This window comes from Catellatospora sichuanensis (assembly GCF_007483665.1).
Classification (GTDB): Bacteria; Actinomycetota; Actinomycetes; order Mycobacteriales; family Micromonosporaceae; genus Catellatospora; species Catellatospora sichuanensis.
In genome coordinates this window covers 42,567-62,339 of record NZ_ML660194.1, presented here as the reverse complement: position 1 = coordinate 62,339, position 19,773 = coordinate 42,567, and the positions used below count along the sequence as shown (strand labels likewise).

Sequence of the window (19,773 nt, the reverse complement as noted above, 5' to 3'; positions counted from 1 at the left end):
TTCGCAGCGGCGGACACCGGGGCAAACTACGCCTCGTACCGTGCCCGGCTGGGTCTTACGCTCGCGATTCTCGCGAACGCGACACGGCCAGAACTGGCCGCCAAGATCCTCAGCCGCGTCCCAAGCGCGCCATCGACTCCGGCGACGGCTACGCCGCCCGCAACGTACTGGGCTTCCGAGAAGCCATCGAAGGAATCATTGAACCCACCCACCGCGTACGCCTTCGCCAAATCGCCATGAACGCAGGCGTCGGACTCGGCGGTTCGCGAGGTTCGCGCCAGCGGCGGGGACCGATCACTAGCGCGACGCCCAGTTCGATGGCTGGCATGACATAGCCGACCTGCGCCACACCCATGAGACCTGGATGATCGAGGACAACATTTCCGAGGTCGCACAGTGCGACCGCCTCGGCCACCACTTGAAGGGGTGCGCGGGGTATACAGCCATACCACCCCCGTGATGGAGCAGGCGATCATCGACGGACTCCAGTGCCGCTGGCACGCCAACGACGGCCCGGCCTTCACCCTCACCATCAACACCCTGGCAGCCAAGCGGACCCGCCGCGGCGCCAGGCACGACTGAGTTACGACCCACCACACCGACCATGAGAGGTGCCGGACCGTTGGGCGGTCCGGCACCTCTCACGTCCAGGCCCATCCGGCCGACCCGCGCGCTACGGCCGTCCGCGTTGACGGCGTGCCGGGGAGTGGGGAGCAAAAATGGGAGCAGAGCCGCTCCCTGAACAGATGCCGAACAGCGCTGAGGAGCGCCGAACGGCGCTGATCATGCTTTGTGGGGCCTGTTGGCCGTTGTACTCGGGGAAGGGGCGCTTCCGGCACTACGGCGGGTGTCGGCGCCCTTCTGGTGGTGCCGGTTAGGCAGGTTCCTAGGATGGTCTAGACAAGGCGGGCTGAATCACCCAGTAGAACCGGCATGAAACGGACACGGGGGCCGTGTGCGCAGCCCCTGTCAGAGTGCGCTACGCTGTACGGGCTGCCGCGGTGAGAGATCATCTCGGCAACGGGCTGTAGCGCAGCTTGGTAGCGCACTTGACTGGGGGTCAAGGGGTCGTCGGTTCGAATCCGGCCAGCCCGACAGCGTCGAGGGTTTCCGCAGGTCAAAGCCTGTGGGGGCCCTCTTCTTGTGTACAGGGAACGTCAGCCGAAGTCGAGTACACCGTTGGTGGACCCCTTGACTAGGCAAGGTGCTAAGTGACGACTCTCAATGTCGCAAAGGTCTTCGAAGGCCTCCCCAGAGTATGGGCCGGCTTCCTGCAGGACTGGGACCGGACCATGCGCGCGCGCAACCACCCCGACACGACCCGCTACAACTACGTCCTGGCCGCGGCCCAGCTCGCCCGGTACCTCAAGGAGCACTCGCCCGACTTCGACTCCGACGCCGCTGCCGACGACCCGACGCTGGTCACCAAGGGTCACGTCGAGGCGTTCCAGGCATGGGTAATCGAGACCAGGTCGGCGTCGACCGGCCTGAACAAGCACAAGGCCCTGCAGCAGTTCTTCAAGTGGCTGGTCATCGACGAGGAGGAGATGGACCGCTCCCCGATGGAGCGCGTGCGTCAGCCCAAGACGCCGGAGAAGCTGATCCCGGTGCTCAGCGACGTCGACACCAAGAAGGTCCTCGACCTGTGCAAGGGAAAGACCTTCGCGAACCTGCGTGACCAGGCGATCATCCGGCTGCTGTGCAACACCGGCGCCCGCCTGTCCGAGGTCGGCGACCTGGCCCTCGACGACATCGACCTGGCCACCGAGTCCGTGCGTTTCCGAGGTAAAGGTGCCAAAGACCGGCGGGTGCGGTTCGGTCCGAAGACCGCCCGAGCGTTGAGCCGGTACCTGCGGGCTCGGGCGACCCACCGGGGCAACGAGCTGCCGTTCCTGTGGCTGGCTGACCGCGGTGGCCGTCGGCTCGCCCCGAACGGCATCAAGATCATGCTGCGGCGGCTGGGGGAAAAGGCAGGCATCGAACGCCTGCACGCGCACCGGTGGCGGCACAGCTACGCCCACGAATGGAAACGCGCCGGCGCCGACACCGGCGACCTGATGCTCGTGCTCGGCTGGACCTCCGACGCGATGCCGCGGCACTACGGGCGCAGCGCCGCTGCCGAACGCGCGCTGGAGACCCAGCAGCGGCTCGGCATCGGCGAGCGCGTCTGACTGGCCTATCGGCGCAGTCAAGGGTGCGCTCCGCGTGGGGCGCACCCTTTTGGGTGTCATTTCGCCTGCCGTGAGCGGCGAGAGCGTTCGGCCAGTTGCAGCATGTAGGCCTTGATCGCGTGCCTGACGCGCTCGGCACGCTCCTCGGCAGGCAGCAGCCCGTTCGGGTCGACCTGGCGTTCGAACCTGGCTTGGAACGCCTGCCTGGCTGGGGCTGTCCGCGCCGACCGATCCGCGGTGTTGGCCCAGGAAGTGTGCACGGCGACTCGCGCACGGCGACGGCGCTGGGCGGCAGTAAGGCCGGTTCTGGCCTCCAGCGAGTCGGCGGAGTCAGACATCTTCGCCGATCCTCAGCCGTGCTTGGGTCTCCTGAGCGCGTTCGGCGGCGGCGCTGGCACCGTAGTGTCGCGGCATCTCGTCTGATGACCAGCCGAGTACCACCATCAGGTCGCCGGTGTCGCCGCCGGCGCGTTTCCACTCGTGGGCGTAGGTGTGCCGCCAGCGGTGGGCGTGCAGGTGTTCGACGTCGGCGGCTTGGCCTCGCCGCCTGAGCATCATCTGGATTCCGTTGTCGCTCAGGTGCGCTGCACCCTTCTGCGCCAGCCACAGGTGGGATAGCTGGGCGGCGCGGTGCTGCGACCGCATCCTGATGTATCGGCTGAGCGCTCGGCCGGTCTTCGGCCCGAACCGCACTCTGCGGTCCTTGCCGCCCTTGCCGTGGTAGAGGGCGGTGTCCAGCGACATGTCGATGTCGTGGATCTCGAGGTCGGCGACCTCTGACAGGCGTGCACCCGTGTTGGCAAACATTCTGATGATCGCTTCGTCGCGAGCACCGGCGAACGTGCGCCGGTCACAGGTGTTGAGGACCTTGCGGGTCTGGTCCTCGCCGATGATCGGAATGAGCTTCTTCTTCCTGCGGGGTTGGCGCACGCGCGCCAGCGGGGAGACGTCGAGCTCCTCCTCTGCCACCAGCCAGCTGAAGAACTGCTGCAGGCTCTTGTGCTTGTTCAGTGCCGTTGATGCCGACCGGGTCTCGATCATCCAGACTTGGAACCGCTCGATGTCCGCTTTCGTGACTGCGAGCGGGTCTTGGCCTGCTCCGCTGCGGATGTGGCCGAACGTGCCGAGGAACCCGCACAGCTGGGTGGCGGCGAGCAGGTAGTTGTAGCGTGTGGTGGCTGGGTGATCGGCGGCGCGCAGGGACCGATCCCAGTCGCGCAGGAAGCTGGCCCACATTGACGGGTTCCGGGAGATCAGCCGATCGGCGTCAAACTTCACGATTGTCTCCATGAGGGAGCGCTCGGAACGTGGCAGAAGCTGCCTGCCGACCGGCGGCCTGTGACTAACAAAGGAAGCGTGACGGCGTGACGCCTGAGCTTGGTTCGTGTCATGCCCGTAAAAGGTCAGCTCGCGGTGCCGATTGCAGTGTTGGCCGAGCGGCGGTTACCCAACACTGCCCAACAGCACCCAACACGGTGCCAGCTGCAGCCGAGCTGAAGTAGAGGAACGGACGGCCATATCAGTTAGATGGACATGGTTGCACCATTGGCTCTCGCCAGCGAGAATGGGATAGCAGGCATCAGCAGCGGCGCTCGCGAAGCGCACCTGGGCCGCCGAGTTCAAGTCCCCCTCGGACACCACAGAACCGCACCGGTGCGCATTTTGGCGCACACGTGTTCAAGTGGACTTGAACACGGTCAGCTCCGCTGGGTCACTGCGGAGATCCGGTCAACCGGCCGCCTTCCGGCACGCGGAGTCAAGCCTCATGACATCTGCGGAATCATCGGCAATCGCACGTCCTGAGATCGAAGCTGCGCTCCTGCTACTCGGCAAACTCGGTTTGACACCGGCCGATCTCGTCTCAAGCAGCATGGCGGGCAGGCCGAGTGTGCCGACGTTTGCCGAGTTCGTCCCGGAGGTCGCGGCGGCCGTGGCTGCCGGAACGCTGAAGACCTACGTCTCCTACTGGGCCAAGGTCGTGGAACTCTGGGGCGATAGAAGGATCGACAGCCCGACAGCCTTGGAGCTTGAGCAGTTAGGCGAGGTGATCAAGACGAAGCGGACCGTTCGCTCCAGTGACTGGCCCGTGGGCCAGACACGGCCAGCATTGATCAATAGGCGAGCCCGTCACGCCAACCGGGCTCTCGTAGCAGATATGACAGGTTCACCGATTCCTGGGCAACCCGAGCTGCCGAAGTTAGCACCCCAATGGCCCACTGACGTTGAGGTTCCGCGAGCCAGCTCACAAGGCTAGCGGCCGCATCGTCGGTGACGAGTGCGGTGCCAGGACGTGGGCGACCGGCTTGCTGGAGCGCGGCGTACAGGCCGTCCGCAGGTTGTATCCCTGGAAGTCCGATACTGGTGGCGACCCGGCCCGCGTTGACGGGAATCGCCAGACCCTTCGCGTCGAGATCGCCGAAATAGGCGATGTGGGTGACCGGTCGTGCGAGCTGCGCGATGGACAGCACTGAGGCCTCGAACGCCGAGCCCGCGCCCCAGCCAACCATCCCCACCTTCCCGGAACTGGCAGCGAGTGCGTGGACGACCGAGTCGAACGTATCGCTGTTTTCGATCACCAGCAGCACCGAGCCGGCGCCGACTTCTCGGATGTGCATCGGCGGCGCCACCCTGCGGGCGCGGAGCAGCTCCAACGTCAGGCGGCCGGGCGCGAACAGGTTGGTGGTCAGGAGCCGGTCGAAGGCCTTCTCGTCATCGAGGATCTCCACCGAGCGCTCCCGCAGTGGCATGATCAGCTGGTCGGTGTGGGTGAACAGCCAGCCATTTATGCGCTCTAGCACCTCTTGGTGCGCGGTTGTCAGGCGGGCGTTGGCCGCCCAGGCGAGCGCCGGATGCCAGACGATCGCTCGACGTTGGCTCCGCTCTGGCACATCGTTGATGACCGTGATGAACCGCGGCAGGGCGGGTTGCTCCGAGAGGTCATAGGATCTGGGTCCCGGGAGGCCGATGATCTGTGCGGCCACGAGTTCGGTGAGGGTGTCGGCCAGCAGCCTGCGCCGGCTGGTGGAGACTCGGCTGGTGGGGTCGGCGTCATCGAGCAGCTGCCACAGGTCGTCGAGTGGCACTCGTTGGCGCGGCCAGGCGCTGAGAGCTTGACTCACCCGGCCGGCACGGTCTGACAGGCTGGCTCGGTCGGTCATTCACCGGCCTCTCGCGGTCGGACGAAGAGCCGTGTCGCGGTGATCTGATCGGTGTCTGCCGTGTCGTCGTTGTCGTCGAGTACACGGCGGATCTCTTCGTCGATAGATAGGTATTTCATGCCGGCCCGCAGGTCGGCGTCGTTTCGTAGCCGCACGATGAGAGGGAATGCGCTCAACGCGTTGGTGTCAAAGATGCCGGTGGTGTAGATCAGTTGGACGCCGAGCGCGCTGGCGACGGCGAGCTGCAGCTCGAGAAGGTAGCCAGCGGATGCGCGACCGATCGGGTTGTCGAGGAAGAGCACCCCGGCGTGGGCGAGGTTCGTGCGGCCACGTTCATTGGCGCGTAGCGCCGCCATGGTGCAGTAGAGGATGATCGCTGCGGTGAGCAGTTGGCCGCCGGAGAACACGTCGCTCATGCTGGCGACGCGTACTCGCTCCGCGCGCAGCACTGCGTCGGGTTTGAGCATCTCGACGACGACGCCCTTCGGTATGGCGGCGCGGACGCCGCGCAGCAGGATGCTGAGGCCGTCTCGCTGCTTCTTCTCCGAGGTCTGGCTGACTGCCTGAGCGGTGTCGTCAATGACCTGGCCGAGCCTGTCTTGGAGAAGGTGTGCCTCCAGCGGGGTGAAGCGGATCCGGAGAAACTCCTGTCCGCCCCAGTCTCCGAGTTCTTTGGGTAGCCGTGACAGCCGTTGTGCCGTGTTGAGGGTGGCCAGCGCGGTGGTGACCATGCCGTGCAGCCGGGTGATGATCCCGTTGCGGTGCTCGTTGATCTGGGAGAGTTCGTCGTCGAGAATACGCAGGCGTGGTTGTAGATCACGTTCCCAGTCGGCCGCGTAGGAGGGCAGCGTCTCGCGGTTGACCGACAGGATCAGCCGGCGGACCGGGCTGGTGACAGTTTCGAATTGGGTGTCGACGGCGAACTGTGCGAGCTCGTCGGCGTTGGCGCGCACTTTCCGCTGGGTCTCCGCCTGTAGTCGGTCGGCTTCGGTGAGCGTCGCTCGGTGCTGTTCTCTCAGCGCCCGTGCCTGAGCGACGTCTCCGATGAATCGTTCTGTGTATTCCCGGCCGGTGTCGGCGATGTCGGCCAGTGAGTCGGTGATGGACGCGAACGCGTTGAGGGTCTCTTGCAGGCCGGCCACTGCCTTCTCCAACGCTTCGCGTCCCGCTCTGACCATCTCCAGCGCTCGGCGGGCCTTGTCCCAGTCGACGCTGGCCTGCGCGATGAGGGACTCGCCATGCGCGACGTCGAGCGGCTTTCCGTAGGGCTCCAGCGAGCGATCTTGCTGCACGAAACCTGCGAACTCGATTTCGAGGCGGCCCACCTCCCGTGCCGCTTCCTCGACCCGGACATTCAGCGCCTCGGCCTCTGACCTTGCCCGTTCCACGCCAGCGGCACGGCCGGCGGCATCGCTGCCATCCGAGGTCAAGAGCAGCTGCTCGGCGCGCCGCCGCCGCTCGACGGGCAGGCCGTCGGCATCGGCGCTCGCCTTCGCCTCCGCTTCCTCCGCCTGTCGCAGCTCGGTGAGCAGGTCGGCTCCCACCTCGACTTTGAGGTACGCGACCCGGGCCTCCTGGTGGCGACGGCGCAGTTGTACCAGCGGCTCGGTGGGCGTCGGGTCTGCCAGGTCGACGGTTCCGGCGCCGAGCAGCTCGCCGATCTCGTCACGAAACGTGTCACGGCTGCGTCGTGCGTCGCCGGCATGCCTCTCGACCTGTCTGGCCTCTTCGCGCAGCTGCTCCGCTTCGCGGCTACGAGCTTCCTGTTCTCTCTTGGCGAGTTCGAGGTTCAGCTTTTCGAGGCGGGATTCCTCGATCCAGGCTGGGAGTTCCCGGGCTTGTTCCGCCAATGCCTCGAGCTGCCGGCTTCGTGCGAGAAGATCGGCAGCCGCGGTCTCCAGCAGCGGAATGGTCGCCTGATGTTGCGCCTCCGCCGCGGCGGCGTTCTCTGCCGCTTCCTTCGCGGCTTCCATGGCGGCATGTGCCTCGGCTGCGGTCATCGCAGCCTTCTGCGCGTCGCGTTCCAGCTGTCCGAAGGCTTCTGCCGGGAATCGTCTTATCCAGGACGAGATCTGATCGAGGAGGGCTTTGTCGTCCGAGCAACGCGCGCGCAGCTCAAGGACAACAGCTGACCGATGCTCCCTCACTTCTGCCAGCAGACGTCGTTCGATGTCTGCCGCGGCCGCGTCAAACATCGCCGGGTTCGGCGGGACGCAGAACGCCACGCCTGTCGGCGGCGGCAGGTCGGGCTGCAGCATGGCGGCGGTGGTCCCGACGGCAATGAGGCAGCTGGGCAGGAGCCTGGCTTCGTCTAGGAGCCGCTGCGCCGGGCCGATGTCGTCGGGGTTGTTGAGGACGATCCCGTCGATCAGGTGCGGGATGGATCGCAGGGCGGAGTCGCGCCTCGCGGGTGGCAGCTGCGCGAGATATGTCCAACCGGCCCAGGCACGGATATCTTCCGTCTCCAAGATCGCCAGGGCGGCGACCACCGGCTCACTCGGCGGGAGCAGATCTCCGACGCCCAGCGCCGCTGACACTCGCAGGTCCTTTTCCTCCGCCATCGCCAGCTGCGTCAGCTGCCGCTCGACCTCGTCGATTGCCGTCTGCAGCCGATGACTGAGCGTCACGCCATCGTTGTCGAGATCGATCTGATCGGTCTCCAGCAGCTCGGCGAGCCGTTCCTGATTCGCGATACCCGCCCGCTCTGCAGCGAGGCTCGCGACATTTGAAGTGAGCTGGCGGGCTGTGGAGTCCCGCCTCGTCCACTCGGCGTGCGCGCTGATCTGGCCGGTGACCGCTGCAGCCCTCTTCGCCGCATATTCGGCTTGTTGCTGCTTTACGGACTTCAGCTGGCGATCTGCCGCCTCAGATGTCTGCGCAGCCGTAACGGCAGCCGACTCGATGTGATCCGCGTCCGGCGCAAGACCATCATCGATCGCCTTCTTGATCACGCCACTGAGGGTGCTGATGCTTCTGTCTACCGCTGCTTTCCGCGTCTCAGCTCTTGCGCCCGCCTGCGCTGCCTGCACAGCCTCCGCCCCAGCTTCGACCGCCTGAGCGCCCAGCAGCACGGCTTTTCTGCTCAGCGCGTCCTGCTCGCGATCGGCTGCTTCCACCATCGCTGACAGGGCGCGTGCCAGCCGACGTGCCGCCGCGTCGCGGGCGTCCTTCGCCGGCATCTCGGACTGCTTCTTGGCGCGGACGATCGTCCGGTTCGCCTCGGCCTTGCCATACGCTTCGTGATAGCGGACGAGCAGGCCGGTGGCCTCCCATTCCGCGACGAGTTCGCGGGCCACAGCTCGGTGCTGCTCCAAGGCTGTCTTGGCAGCCTGGGCATTGCTCAGCCGCAGGCCAGCCACCAGACGACGCAGCTCCAGCACGACGGAGCCCAGCCGCCGGGCGTCCTGGTCGGCCGCGGCTTCCGTCTCCGCGATCGCGGCCACCTGATCGTTGCCCTCATCGAGCAAGACCTGGTCGACGCCCCGACGTCCGGCAAGGGCGGCTTTGAACTCTTCCATTTCCCGGCGTGCACCGGCTGCTAGCTGCGCGGCTGCTGCGGCGTCGCTGGCGGCGTCGGCCAGTGGAGCGATACGGTCCAGCGCGCCGGCGATGAAACCGCGCTCGGCGAGCATGCCTTCGCGGTCGGCCAGCTTCTTGGCGTAGCCGGCGACAACTTCGGCGAGTCCTCGCGGGTCCTCTTCGTCGGTGACGGCGCTCAGGAGGAACTCCACGAACGCCTCATCGCTCTTGAAGGCGAAAGCGTCAGCTGCTTCCCCTTCACCGGCGTTCATCCTTCGCTGGTACTTGAACAGCTCCGGATCGAGGCCGAGGTCGTCGAGTTTGGCGACCCAGTCGCCGTGGCTGGTCACCGACGCGGCCTGCAGCCGGGGCTCTTCCCTGCTCGCCACCCCCAGCCGCTCCCGGAAGCTGCTCAACGTCACCTTCCGGCCGTCGACGGTCAGCGGCAGAGTGTCGAGGTTGAAGTGCTCCGTGGGCCGAAACGTGTACCACAGCTCGGTGAGCTTGCTCGGATCGGTCGAGACGACATGGCCCCGCCATTCGCTCGCTTTCGCCGTGACGACACGATCTCCGGTCTGGGTGTGCTGCCACTCCAACACGACATGGGCCTCGTCCGCCGCGAGCACGAAATCCTCCAGCACCCTGGTGCTAGAGGAGCCCAGGACGTTGCGCCGGCCGGGCAGCATGACCGAGAAGATCAGCTTCATGAGCACGGACTTCCCGCCGCCGTTCTCCAGGAATAGGACGCTGGCCGGCGAGGGACGCCGCGCGACCGCGCTATCGCCTGGCTCGAGGCTGAACAAGGCGTTCTGCCCCGGGCGCTTGACCGGAAGTCCAACGTCGCGCAGATTGATCGTCACGTCGTGGTACCTGGCAGCCTTCGGCCCAACGGAGTGCAGACGGATACGAGACAACTCATACACGAGCGGACTCCGGCTTCTTCTCGTCCGACGTCCGCAGCGTTCCGGTGGGGCTGACGGTAGAGATGACACCCAGGCGAAGGAGCTCGTCGAAGGCGCTGTCGGCGGCCAGCTCGCGGACCTGGATCTGGTAGCGGGACGTGGTGCGGAACGTCCCGCCGCCGTCCTCGCTCATCTGGTGGAGGAAGCCCTGATCGGTGAGGAACTTCAACGCTTTGCTGATCATCGCGCGAGTAGTGTTCGCCGCCTGCCGGCCGTCTCGGGTGCTGGCGGCTTCCGCTCGACGGGCGTACACCCGCCAAGCCCGTTCCAGGGCCGGAGCTCCTTCAAGAGGATCATGGTTTTCTTCGGCGGCACGGGCCCGGTCTTCCAACTTGCGGCACGCCTCTCGGACCACCTGGTCCACGTAGTCCACAACCACCCGGCCGACGTAGGTGTCGCTGGCTAGATCATCTGGGCGGGGGAAGGCCAGCGCCGCGACCGCAATGTGGATGAGGCCGTGCAGCGTTTTCTCCAGCTGGCGGTCACGCAGCTGGGTCCGCCGCGCATAATCGTCGATCTTCACCTCGAACACCGAGTCGGTCATCGCGGCCAGTACGGCGCCCGACTGAGCGGTCACCGCGAGAACGGCCAGCCCCATCCCAGCGGCTACCGCTTCGACCAGCTCCTCGAACAACGGATCCTGCTGGTAGCGGCGCACAAGGTCTGCATACAGCAGATCCCGTGCCGGGCGCTGCTTAGGCCGAAGTCCCAGCGCGACCAGGCGCGCCGCGTCGGCCGCATCCGCCAGCCGGATCACATCCGTCATACCGTCACACTCCCCACCATCGGCGCCCGCGGAGCCGGCACCGAGCTCTGCTCAGCGAGATCCAGCCAAGCAGAGCAGACCAACAGATCTGCTCCACCGAACTGAGGGTCGCTCAGGGGCTGTCCGTCGTCGACCGCCAGCAGCACGTACTGGTCACTTTGCCGGATCGCGGTGCCGATCGCAGGGCTCACAGCATGTAGCGCAGCCAGCGCGATGAGATGCGGCAGATCCGGGTCCAGCGTTCGCGCTTCGGCGAGCAGACCTGACAGCCGTCGTGGAACGGCGGGCAAGTCGAGCAATTGCTCGGCGAGATCCCAGAGTGCTGGATCGAATCGGTCAGGATCGGGAAGAGGCGCAAGTTCCGGCTCCGGAACCGGCTCTCCTAGCGGGTCCCGCTCACGGGCCGGACTCAACAGCATGTCGACAAGATTGCTCAACCTCGGGACGATCACCGGCCCGGCGCCGGCGACACAGCGAAAGAACGCCGACGTCGCGTCGCCCGCTTCGCCGATGGGCAGACCGAGTACAGGAACCAGCAGCTGCCCGAACAGGTCGACAGTGGCGCGCTGCGGAGGCCCAGAGAACTGCTGCCGATCCTGTTCCGTGCGAAAGACCTCGCCCGCCATTTGCAGCCGGGCCTGCAGCTGGGTGTGCCGGCGGATACAGTCCCGGACGATGTCCACGAGATGAGCGGCCCGCCGTTTACGGTCAGGATCGTCGGCCTCGTCCCGTGCCCGAGCAATGTTCTCCAAGATCGCGTTTTCCGCCCGGTAACGGGCTGCGATGTGAGTCAGCGCCTCGGCGATCAGATCCGGCACCTCATGCAGCCAGTCGACCGCTCGAACATCCCGTCGAGTCGCATCCAGCTTGCGCCGAAGGACCTCCGCGTACTGCACCGTCCGGTAGCGCGCCTGCTCCGCCGCCAGCTGCGCGTCGGACAACCGGCCCCGCTTGATGAGATTCTCCAGCTTCACCTCGGCGGCGATCTGCGCGGACTCAACATCGGTGTCCAGCGCACCAACCAGCACGTTGATTGCCTCGTCGCTGGCACGCAGATAGACATCGCCTTCAGCGGACACCTGCTCGATCAACAGCTTGAAGTCGAAGCTGAGCCGGCGATACCCGCCGTCGGAACCCAAAACCCCGTAGATCGCCCGGAAGCCGCGGTCCAGGCTACCGACATTGATCAGATTATCGATCACCCAGCGGGCAACACGCTCGTACTCGGCGCCGTCACGTCCTGGAACCTGGACGGCGATATACGGAACGAGGCGGGAGACGATGACATCCTGACCTGCTCCTCGATCGAAATCCATAGCGACGGTCACCTGATCAATCGTCTGGAGAGCGATCTCAGACATCTGATATCCGGACGCATCCGCCCAATCCAGACGTACCTTTCTAGTGTCGAGATCATGAAGCGGCGCGGTGCACGCAAGCGCCTTCAGCCTCCGCGTCAGTCCCTCGTCGCCGATGGACACCGCGATCTCGCCCGCTCGAACAGCAGGCGCCGCAGGTGAAGGACCTTGGTAGTCGGCCGCCCCGATGCTCACCCGACCGAGAGTATCGGCTCGATCACTGATCGCGCTGCCCCTAAAAGAACGAAGACTGCGAGCTGTTCCGCTCTTCGGATCTGGCTCAATTCCGGGACGTCCAGGGTGCCGATAGTGCCGGACCGACCTGGCGAGTAACCACGAAAGTGATCTAAACGCCCAGTGGGAGTTCTGAAGGATCTACGCGATGGCCGTCAACTCGTTACGGACGAGTCAGAGACTCGGCCTCGTACACCACGTTCCTCAGTGGACGCAACCGCTCCTGCTCTTCCGCAGCGCTGTCGACGGACGCGCCTCTACAAGACCGTCGACAAAGCACCCCGACCACCGCGTCAACACGTCGTAGCCGGTCCTGGCTGCCGTCACCTCATCCCGGACCAGGTTCCTGGCAAAGACTCACCCGGCTCGCGCCCCGTTGGGCACTGAAGGCGTTTCGCTGGGTCGACATCAGCGACAGGTGCCAGCAGCAGGGCTGTGGCCAGCTCCATTCCGTTGGTGAAGGATCGGCGGCTGGGCCGTCGCCAGGCGGGCCGAAAATCTTCGCGTCCGCAGATGCCCAGCTCGTGTCCGCGCATGTCATCGCTCCGGTCCGTCGCGGGCCGCCACCGTGGGGGTCCACCCTGGACCCCCACGATGGGCTTATGCGCGGCTTCTGCATGCGTTCAGGATGAGTGCCAATCGGCACGTCTCAGGCGAGCAAGGCGAGTGCCCAAGACAGGTGCCGAAGAAGCCCAGACCACGGCGATTCTCGCCGTGTAGACGCGTGCAGAAAGGCGGTGATTTTCATGACGAAGTGGGTCGCGGGCGGCGCGTGAGCCGGAGGCGGCCTGCCGGAGACCGCCTCCGGCGGGCCGCCATTTGATCACACAATCACTCAACCATTGATCGACATTATTCGGGAGTCGGCATGCTTCGGTTTGAGTCTTTCTCCTACCCGTTCTTCGATTTGAACTACCGCGCCGACCACGGCGGAGTGGTGTCCTCCTTCCTGTCGGCTGACGACGCCCCGGCAGCGGGGCTGCGCGCCCTGTACGTCCACATCCCGTTCTGCGACACGATCTGCACGTTCTGCCCGTTCGTGAAGTCGGTCGGCAACGCCGAGCGCGTCAGCGCCTACCTTCAGGCGCTTCACGTCGAACTGCGGACGCTGGGCTCCACACGACGGATGGCCAGCTGGGAACTCGACGCGGTCTACATCGGTGGCGGTACGCCGTCGGTGCTGGACCACGAGCAGCTGGTCGCCCTGTTCTCGGTGATCCGTGAGTCGTTCAGGATCAAGCCGGACGCGGAGATCTCCTTCGAGTTCGAGGCCAAGAGCGTCGACGACGCCAAGTTCGCGTTGCTGGCGCAGCTGGGTGTCACGCGGGTCAGCTTCGGTGTGCAGTCGTTCCATCCCGCCACGCGCGAGATGGTGAACATCACCGCGACGCTGGACCAGGTCTACGCGGCGATCCAGGGTGCCAACAAGTACTTCACGAACACGAACCTGGACATGATGGTCGGGTTCCCGGGCCAGGACTTCGACGCCGCGTGCATCGACGCGTCGCTGGCGGCGACGTCGGGCATCGGCAGCGTGTCGATCTACCCGGTCGACTACGTGATGACGTTGCCGGGGTGGCAGGACCGCATCAGGTCCGGTGAGCTGCCGCAGCCGGCGGTGCTCGACGAACGCTCGCGCATGTTCCACGAGGCTCGCGCGCAGCTGCAGCGAGACGGTATGGCCGAGCAGAACATGTACTGCTTCGGGTCGCCGGACGCACCGCCGACCAGGTACATGTTCTCCACGCTCTACGGCGGCTACCACGACGAGTGCGTCGGGGTCGGCGCGGGCGCGTACTCGTTCATCCGCGGCCTGGCCTGGTACAACGAGGCCAACGAGCGCGACTACGCCAAGCAGGCCGCATCTGCGCGGCTGCCGATCGTGTGCTCGTCGCCTGGACACGCCTACGAGAAGGGCCTGGTGTTCTTCCCGAAGCGGCTCACGTTCACCATGGCCGACCTCGACGGCCTCGGGTTGGCGGAGGTCTACCAGCCGCGGATCGACCAGATCGTCGCCGACGGGTACGCCACCATCGCCGACGGGGTGCTGCGGCTGACGACCGACGGCAAGCTGATCTACAGCGAGCTGATGGCGCACTTCTTCGCCGACGCCCAGCGCCGGCTGTACCTGAAGATGTGCGCCCGGCTGGACGCGCAGGTCGGCGGCGTCGACGCACCGGCCTGGCTCGACGGCTCTCCGCGGGCCCGGCACATGGGCGCCTACAACGCCCTGCCCACCGCCACCGGCCGCCGGCTTCCGGTGCTGTCGTCGTCATGAGCGACACGGCGATCGGGCGGACGCTGCAAGCGCTGTCGGCGCCCGGCTCGGCGTACGCACGCACTTTCGACGCCTCACCGATGCTGGACCTCAGCGTCGGTGAGGCGCGCTACAGCCTGCCCACCGAAGTCCGTGAGGAGCTGGGCAGCGCTGTGGCCCGGATCAGCGACTTCGGATACGCCGACCCCGCCGGCGACGCGGTGCTGCGCGCGACGTACCTGGACACCATCGCCGAAGGTCGGCGAGACGAGCTCGGTGTGTTGGTCACGGGCGGTGGCAAGGAAGCCGCGTGGTTGGCGATCCGCTACCTGCTGCACCAGCGGCCGCACGGGTCGGTGCTGGTGCCGCAGCCCGGATGGGAGCCCTACGGCCTGTGGCTGGACGCGATCGGGCGCACCCGGGTCGGCTACGACCCGGTCGCCGTGGCCGCCGACCCAGGGGCGCTTAGGCGCATCATCACCTCGGCGAGCAGGAAGCCCGCTCTGCTGGTGCTGAACTACCCGCACAACCCGACGGGTGTCGGGGTCGATCAACCGACCATGGACGCGCTGATCGGCATCGCCGTCGAGTACGGGCTCGGCGTGGTGTCCGACGAGGTGTACCGGATGTTCAGCGACCAACCCGGTCTCGCGACGAAGGTTGCCGCCTTCGACCCGGACCGGCATGTCGTGGTCGACTCGTGCTCCAAGTGGCTGGCGGCCGCTGGCCTGCGGGTAGGGTTCCTGGCTGCCGCCCCGCAGATGGTCAGGGACTTGACCCTGTACCGGTCGACGTACGCGTCCTGCACCAGCACGGTGGCTCAACGAGCGGCGCACACTCTGATCGAAAGTCCTGCCGCCCGGCATTGGCTCACGGCAGTCCGTGAACAGGTGTCGGCCTCAAGGGCGGCGTTGGCAGCTGCGCTGGCCCGGTGGGAGATCGACGTCGTCTCAGCCGGTGGGCTCTACCTGTGGTGCCGCGTCCCCGAAGCCCGCCCGGTCGCTGAACAAGACAGGTCAGGGCTGCTAGCCCGCGTGACCGGCGGCGCGGGCTTCGGTGCCCCAGGGTTCTTCCGACTGTGCCCGGCCCGGGCAGGCCTGGAGCCGACGGCAGCTGCGGCGGCGGTCGCCCGGACCCTGGCAGGCGACGATGCGTGACCACTTCACCCTCGACCGACCCGAGACGACAGCCGGACGGGCGGCGAACCTCATCGACGTCACCTTGCGCGACGGCGGATTCGAAGTCGACTTCGCCTGGCCTGCTCACATGTTCTCGCGCGTGGCGGCCGTCGCCGGAGCCTGCGGCGTCGATGTCGTCGAGCTGGGCTACATCGGGGGAGTACCCGCCGAGCACGGCGCCCCGTACGCGGGCGCGGCCGCGCACCTGACCATCGGACACGTCGCCCAGGCGCGGGCGAGCAGCGCCCTGCTGGCGGCGATGATCCACCCGACGGCGCTGAGCCGGCCACTTGATCTTCAGCCGTGCGCCGCCGCCGGCCTGAACATGGTCCGGCTGGTTTACCACCCGGACTGGTTCGCCGACATCGCGCAGCTGGCAGCGGCAGCCAGCCGCGTCGGCCTGACCGTCAGCGTGAACATCGCCATGGCCTCACGATACGAACCCGGCGAACTCGCCGACCATGCCGCGAGGATCAGCGACAAGATCAGCCCCGACGTGCTGTACATCGCCGACACCTGCGGCGGTATGGCACCTGAAGAGGTCGCCGACCGCATCGGGCGGATCAAGAAGGTCACTGGCGCCCAGATCGGCTTCCACGCGCACGATCCGCTGAGCCTGGCGTACGCCAACAGCCTGGCCGCGGCTGGCGCAGGTGCCACCTTCCTGGACTGCTCGCTGCTGGGTCTTGGCCGAGGGGGCGGCAACCTCTCCGGCGAGCTGATGCTGGTCCGGCACCGCCTGCTGGGCGCGGGCCGCTTGGCCGACGTCGACGCGTTGCTGGCTCTGCGCGGTGAGTTGTCGGTCGTGTCGGGCTGGCCGGTGCTACCGCTGCTGGCGCGGGTCTGCGGTGCCCTCAACTTGACCCCGGTAGAGGAGCAGGCGTTGCGGGCTTTCGCTGACACCGCAGGGTTGGACCTCGACCGGGCAGCCATGTGGCTGGCCACCGTCGCGGGGTCTGTGGACTCCTACCGTGCGGACGACCTGCTGGAGTGCTGGCGCAGCGCGGAGCAGCCATGAGCGGGCCCGCGGTCAGCGACCGCTGCCGGTCCGTGGTGACCTGGACCTACGATTCCTTCCCCGTGCCTGACGGTTCGCTGGACCTGCGCGGGGACAACTCCCCGCCGCTGGAGACGGCCCGCCTGGTCCTTGCCGGGCTGAACGCCACCGCCGAGCAAGCTGCCTTCTACGGATCGGTGGCGGGCGAGCAGCCGCTGCGGGAGGTGGTCGGGCGGATGCTCGGTCTGAGCGCCGCCCAGGTCGTGATCACGGCCGGGGGAAGCGAGGCGCTGCACTTGGCGCTGCTGTGTGCCGCCGATCCGGGCGACACGGTCATCGCGCCGCGGCCGGGCTTTCCGGGTTTCGACCAGCTCGCCGTGCTGGCTGGCCTGCACGTTGACCACTATGACGTGCCCGGTCCGATTCCCGGCGTGGGGCATGGCCAGGTACGTGTGATCTGCAGTCCGCACAACCCGACGGGGGTCCTTGTCGGCGGTCAGGACGTGCGGCCTGGCGGGGGTTGGACCATCTGGGATGTCTCCCACAGTGCTCCGCTGATCACCTCCCATCCGGCTGCTCCCGCCGCTGAGTGCGACATCGTGGTGTTCAGCCTGTCCAAGCTGCTGCGCCTGCCCGGGATCAGGATCGGTTGCCTGGCCTCACCGTCGGCGGCGCTGATCAAAGTTGTTGAGGCGGTCAAGACCCACATGTCGATGTCGGCCAGCCAGCTCAGCCAGCAGGTGGCGCTCGGCGTGCTCACCAGTCCGACGATCCAGGCTGAACTGGGCGCCAGGAAACATCAGGTCGACCGCCACCGACTTCGGCTGCAGACCGCAGTCAACAGGTCAGCAGCTTTTCGTTGTGTGGAAGCCGATGCTGGCACACACCTGCTGGTCAGCGCTGAACGTGAAGCCGACGCCTGGGCGATGCTGCGTGCTGCGGGAATCGTCGGCCTGCCGGGAGTTGTCTTCGGCGCCGGCCAGTCGACCGTCCGGCTCTGCTCCGCCCAGCCTGCTGCGGTCGTCGATGCCGCAGCCCACATCCTGGAGCAGCAGTGAGTCCTCTGAGAAGCCGACTGACGTGGATCTACATGGCGGCGGTGGTCATCCCGGCTGCGGTCGCCGCGGCGGTGCTGGCCGCCGTCGGCGCCGCAGAAGTGCCCGCATCCGATGCCCAGGCGGCGGCCCACGCCGGCGACCTCGGCCGGGTCCTGGCCACCATCGTCATCGTGGTCGTCGCCGCTCACGCCGGGGGAGCGCTGGCTGTGCGGCTGCACCAGCCACGCGTCATCGGCCAGGCCGCGGTGGGGCTGATGCTCGGGCCGTCGCTGCTGGGGGTGCTGGCGCCCGGCGCCGCGGACTTCCTGAGGCATCCGGCTAGTGTCCGGGCCGTCGACCTGCTCGCCCAGCTGGGCGTGATCTTGTTCGTGTTCGTCGTCGGCCAGCAGATGGCCGGGCACTCTGCTGCTGGCAGCGCGTCCCAGGCCGTCGCCATCGGCCATGCGATGATCGCCGTTCCGTTCGTGTGCGGAGTCCTCACCGTGGTGCTGCTGCTGGAGCCGTACCGGCCGCCGGCGGTCGCCGGGCTGCCGTACGCGCTGTTTCTCGGTGCGGCGTTGAGCGCCACCGCCCTACCGGTCCTGGCGCATATTCTCGCCGAACGCCGAATGCTGACCAGCAAAGTCGGAACGCTGGCGACTGGTTCGGCCGCGGTCGGCGACGCCACCCTGTGGTGTCTGCTGGCAGTCACCATGTGCCTGGTCGAACGCGGCTCTCTCGCCCAGACGATGACCCGTCTGGCGGGTGCCGCCGTGTTCGCCGCGGCGGTCTGGTGGCTGGCCCGGCCGCTGATGGCCGATGCCGCCGGCCGTTACGCCGCCGGCGGGATTCTCGGTCCCGCCGCGTTGCTGGCCGGGCTGCTGCTGAGCGCGGCCGCGACCGAATACCTGGGCTTGCACGCCATCTTCGGTGCGTTCCTGTTCGGTCTGGCTGTGCCGCGCGGTGCCGTCGCGGTGCAGCAGGTCACGACGATGGCCAGCGGCTTGACTGAGTGGCTGCTGCTGCCGCTGTTCTTCACCGCAGTCGGCTTACGCACCGACCTGGGGCTGCTGTCAGGCAACACCGCCATCAGCCTGTGTGCCGCGGTGCTCGCCGTCGCCGCGCTGAGCAAACTGATCTCCGCGACCACGGTGAGCCGCGCAGTCGGGCTGTCCTGGCGTGACAGCGCGGCTATCGGAGTCGCCATGAACTGCCGGGGCATGACCGAACTGCTGGTGCTCAACACCGGCTTGGCCGCAGGAGTCATCGGCTCTGACGTCTTCGCGGTCTTCGTGGTGATGACGTTGGTGACCACAGCGGCCACCGGTCCGCTGCTGACCCTGCTGGGCTACCGCCGTCCCACCCGCCCCAATACTGCGGCGCAACCGCCCGTCCCGGTCATGGCTGCGGCACCATCATGACGCCGGACGCATCCGCGCTGCTAGCGGACCAGCCGGGTCAGCGCTACGGGCGCCTGCTCGGGCAGCAGCTGCCGGAACTGCGGGCCGGCACTCGGCCGACGCTTGACCGTGTCGCTGAGCAGCCACACGCACGCCTTGCGGACCATGGCCGTGCGGTCGGCCAGCAGCTCGGCGACGTGAGGCACCTGCCGCGGATCAAGTCCGTCACGAAGAGGTTTGATGAGACCTACGACGTAAAGCCGCCGCTGCCACTGCGACGAAGACACAGCCAGCCACCCCAACTCGCCCAGTGCCAGCGTCGCGTCGAGCAGAGCTTCGCCGACGCAGCCTCCGAGTTCGTCGACGCTGAGCCAGTTGTCCAGCAGCGGCGCCCACGATACGACAACCTCGCTGGTCAGACGTTGGGTCGAAAGCCGCAGCAGCATGCACGCGGCCAGCTCCTCCTCATGCGACTGCCCGTGCCACAGCACATCGGCGGCAGCGCCAGCGCCGCTGCTGCCTTCGGCCTGCAAGCTCTGCCGGACAGCTTGACGCAGCGGCGGGATGCGGATACCCAGCACCTGCTTGCCCGGGCTGCGCGACTCGACGATGCCACCGACTATCTCCGGCTGCGCCAGCTCCCGAAGCCGCTGCCGCACCATGCCGGCCAGCTGCCGACCGTCGCCGCTACCCATTCCGCGACGCTACCGCGGACCCGACCAGAAACGAGGTATGA

Annotated in this window: 14 protein-coding genes and 1 tRNA gene; 8 read left to right on the top strand and 7 right to left on the bottom strand. The window is 67.0% G+C overall.

Features of this window, described 5'->3' with window-relative positions; genetic code table 11:
- Positions 1 to 459 precede the first annotated feature (459 nt).
- The 3 genes from FLL47_RS44735 (at position 460) to FLL47_RS14560 (ending at position 2,171) form a co-directional block, all read left to right on the top strand.
- The gene (locus FLL47_RS44735) at positions 460 to 582 is read left to right on the top strand and encodes a hypothetical protein (protein WP_281286710.1); all 123 of its coding nucleotides are present in this window, start codon (positions 460 to 462) and stop codon (positions 580 to 582) included.
- A gap of 439 nt (positions 583 to 1,021) precedes the next feature.
- Positions 1,022 to 1,095, top strand: a tRNA-Pro gene (locus FLL47_RS14565).
- A gap of 116 nt (positions 1,096 to 1,211) precedes the next feature.
- Positions 1,212 to 2,171, top strand: a complete 960-nt coding sequence (locus FLL47_RS14560) for a tyrosine-type recombinase/integrase (protein ID WP_144121061.1) — start codon at positions 1,212 to 1,214, stop codon at positions 2,169 to 2,171.
- 56 nt (positions 2,172 to 2,227) lie between these two features.
- Here FLL47_RS14560 and FLL47_RS14555 read toward each other — a convergent pair whose 3' ends face one another.
- From FLL47_RS14555 to FLL47_RS14530, 6 genes are all read right to left on the bottom strand, one after another.
- Positions 2,228 to 2,509 (bottom strand): hypothetical protein, encoded by a 282-nt coding sequence (locus tag FLL47_RS14555; protein ID WP_144121060.1) that lies wholly within the window; start codon positions 2,507 to 2,509, stop codon positions 2,228 to 2,230.
- The gene (locus tag FLL47_RS14550; protein WP_246157915.1) at positions 2,502 to 3,449 is read right to left on the bottom strand and encodes a tyrosine-type recombinase/integrase; all 948 of its coding nucleotides are present in this window, start codon (positions 3,447 to 3,449) and stop codon (positions 2,502 to 2,504) included. Before FLL47_RS14550 ends, FLL47_RS14555 begins: the two co-directional genes overlap by 8 nt.
- An 833-nt stretch (positions 3,450 to 4,282) precedes the next feature.
- Positions 4,283 to 5,329 carry a Wadjet anti-phage system protein JetD domain-containing protein gene (locus FLL47_RS14545; protein WP_144121058.1) on the bottom strand — a complete coding sequence of 349 codons (1,047 nt, stop codon included), beginning with the start codon at positions 5,327 to 5,329 and terminating at the stop codon, positions 4,283 to 4,285.
- Complete coding sequence (locus FLL47_RS14540) at positions 5,326 to 9,708, bottom strand: coiled-coil domain-containing protein (RefSeq protein ID WP_144121057.1); 4,383 nt, start codon at positions 9,706 to 9,708, stop codon at positions 5,326 to 5,328. The genes FLL47_RS14545 and FLL47_RS14540 overlap by 4 nt, the downstream gene beginning before the upstream one ends.
- Before the next feature lie 55 nt (positions 9,709 to 9,763).
- The gene (locus FLL47_RS14535) at positions 9,764 to 10,576 is read right to left on the bottom strand and encodes a hypothetical protein (RefSeq protein ID WP_144121056.1); all 813 of its coding nucleotides are present in this window, start codon (positions 10,574 to 10,576) and stop codon (positions 9,764 to 9,766) included.
- A complete protein-coding gene (locus FLL47_RS14530) occupies positions 10,573 to 12,129 on the bottom strand; it encodes a hypothetical protein (protein WP_222106074.1) in 1,557 nt (518 codons plus the stop codon). Before FLL47_RS14530 ends, FLL47_RS14535 begins: the two co-directional genes overlap by 4 nt.
- 907 nt (positions 12,130 to 13,036) lie before the next feature.
- Here FLL47_RS14530 and FLL47_RS14525 point away from each other — a divergent pair.
- Genes FLL47_RS14525 through FLL47_RS14505 form a run of 5 tightly spaced genes read left to right on the top strand, consistent with a single transcriptional unit; the run spans position 13,037 to position 19,058 of the window.
- Positions 13,037 to 14,446: a coproporphyrinogen-III oxidase family protein gene (locus FLL47_RS14525; RefSeq protein ID WP_144121055.1), complete on the top strand. Its 1,410-nt coding sequence runs from the start codon at positions 13,037 to 13,039 to the stop codon at positions 14,444 to 14,446.
- Complete coding sequence (locus FLL47_RS14520; RefSeq protein WP_144121054.1) at positions 14,443 to 15,582, top strand: pyridoxal phosphate-dependent aminotransferase; 1,140 nt, start codon at positions 14,443 to 14,445, stop codon at positions 15,580 to 15,582. Before FLL47_RS14525 ends, FLL47_RS14520 begins: the two co-directional genes overlap by 4 nt.
- Complete coding sequence (locus tag FLL47_RS14515; protein WP_144121053.1) at positions 15,575 to 16,621, top strand: beta/alpha barrel domain-containing protein; 1,047 nt, start codon at positions 15,575 to 15,577, stop codon at positions 16,619 to 16,621. The genes FLL47_RS14520 and FLL47_RS14515 overlap by 8 nt, the downstream gene beginning before the upstream one ends.
- The gene (locus tag FLL47_RS14510; RefSeq protein ID WP_144121052.1) at positions 16,618 to 17,658 is read left to right on the top strand and encodes a pyridoxal phosphate-dependent aminotransferase; all 1,041 of its coding nucleotides are present in this window, start codon (positions 16,618 to 16,620) and stop codon (positions 17,656 to 17,658) included. Before FLL47_RS14515 ends, FLL47_RS14510 begins: the two co-directional genes overlap by 4 nt.
- Complete coding sequence (locus FLL47_RS14505; protein WP_144121051.1) at positions 17,655 to 19,058, top strand: cation:proton antiporter; 1,404 nt, start codon at positions 17,655 to 17,657, stop codon at positions 19,056 to 19,058. The genes FLL47_RS14510 and FLL47_RS14505 overlap by 4 nt, the downstream gene beginning before the upstream one ends.
- A 20-nt stretch (positions 19,059 to 19,078) precedes the next feature.
- Here FLL47_RS14505 and FLL47_RS14500 read toward each other — a convergent pair whose 3' ends face one another.
- Positions 19,079 to 19,732 (bottom strand): DNA alkylation repair protein, encoded by a 654-nt coding sequence (locus FLL47_RS14500; RefSeq protein ID WP_144121050.1) that lies wholly within the window; start codon positions 19,730 to 19,732, stop codon positions 19,079 to 19,081.
- Positions 19,733 to 19,773: the final 41 nt, after the last annotated feature.

Coding starts and splice junctions, on each gene's coding strand:
- FLL47_RS14525 (WP_144121055.1), top strand. CDS start 13,037: ATGCTTCGGTTTGAGTCTTTCTCCTACCCGTTCTTCGATTTGAACTAC.
- FLL47_RS14555 (WP_144121060.1), bottom strand. CDS start 2,509: ATGTCTGACTCCGCCGACTCGCTGGAGGCCAGAACCGGCCTTACTGCC.
- FLL47_RS14545 (WP_144121058.1), bottom strand. CDS start 5,329: ATGACCGACCGAGCCAGCCTGTCAGACCGTGCCGGCCGGGTGAGTCAA.
- FLL47_RS14520 (WP_144121054.1), top strand. CDS start 14,443: ATGAGCGACACGGCGATCGGGCGGACGCTGCAAGCGCTGTCGGCGCCC.
- FLL47_RS14510 (WP_144121052.1), top strand. CDS start 16,618: ATGAGCGGGCCCGCGGTCAGCGACCGCTGCCGGTCCGTGGTGACCTGG.
- FLL47_RS14500 (WP_144121050.1), bottom strand. CDS start 19,732: ATGGGTAGCGGCGACGGTCGGCAGCTGGCCGGCATGGTGCGGCAGCGG.
- FLL47_RS14515 (WP_144121053.1), top strand. CDS start 15,575: ATGCGTGACCACTTCACCCTCGACCGACCCGAGACGACAGCCGGACGG.
- FLL47_RS44735 (WP_281286710.1), top strand. CDS start 460: ATGGAGCAGGCGATCATCGACGGACTCCAGTGCCGCTGGCACGCCAAC.
- FLL47_RS14535 (WP_144121056.1), bottom strand. CDS start 10,576: ATGACGGATGTGATCCGGCTGGCGGATGCGGCCGACGCGGCGCGCCTG.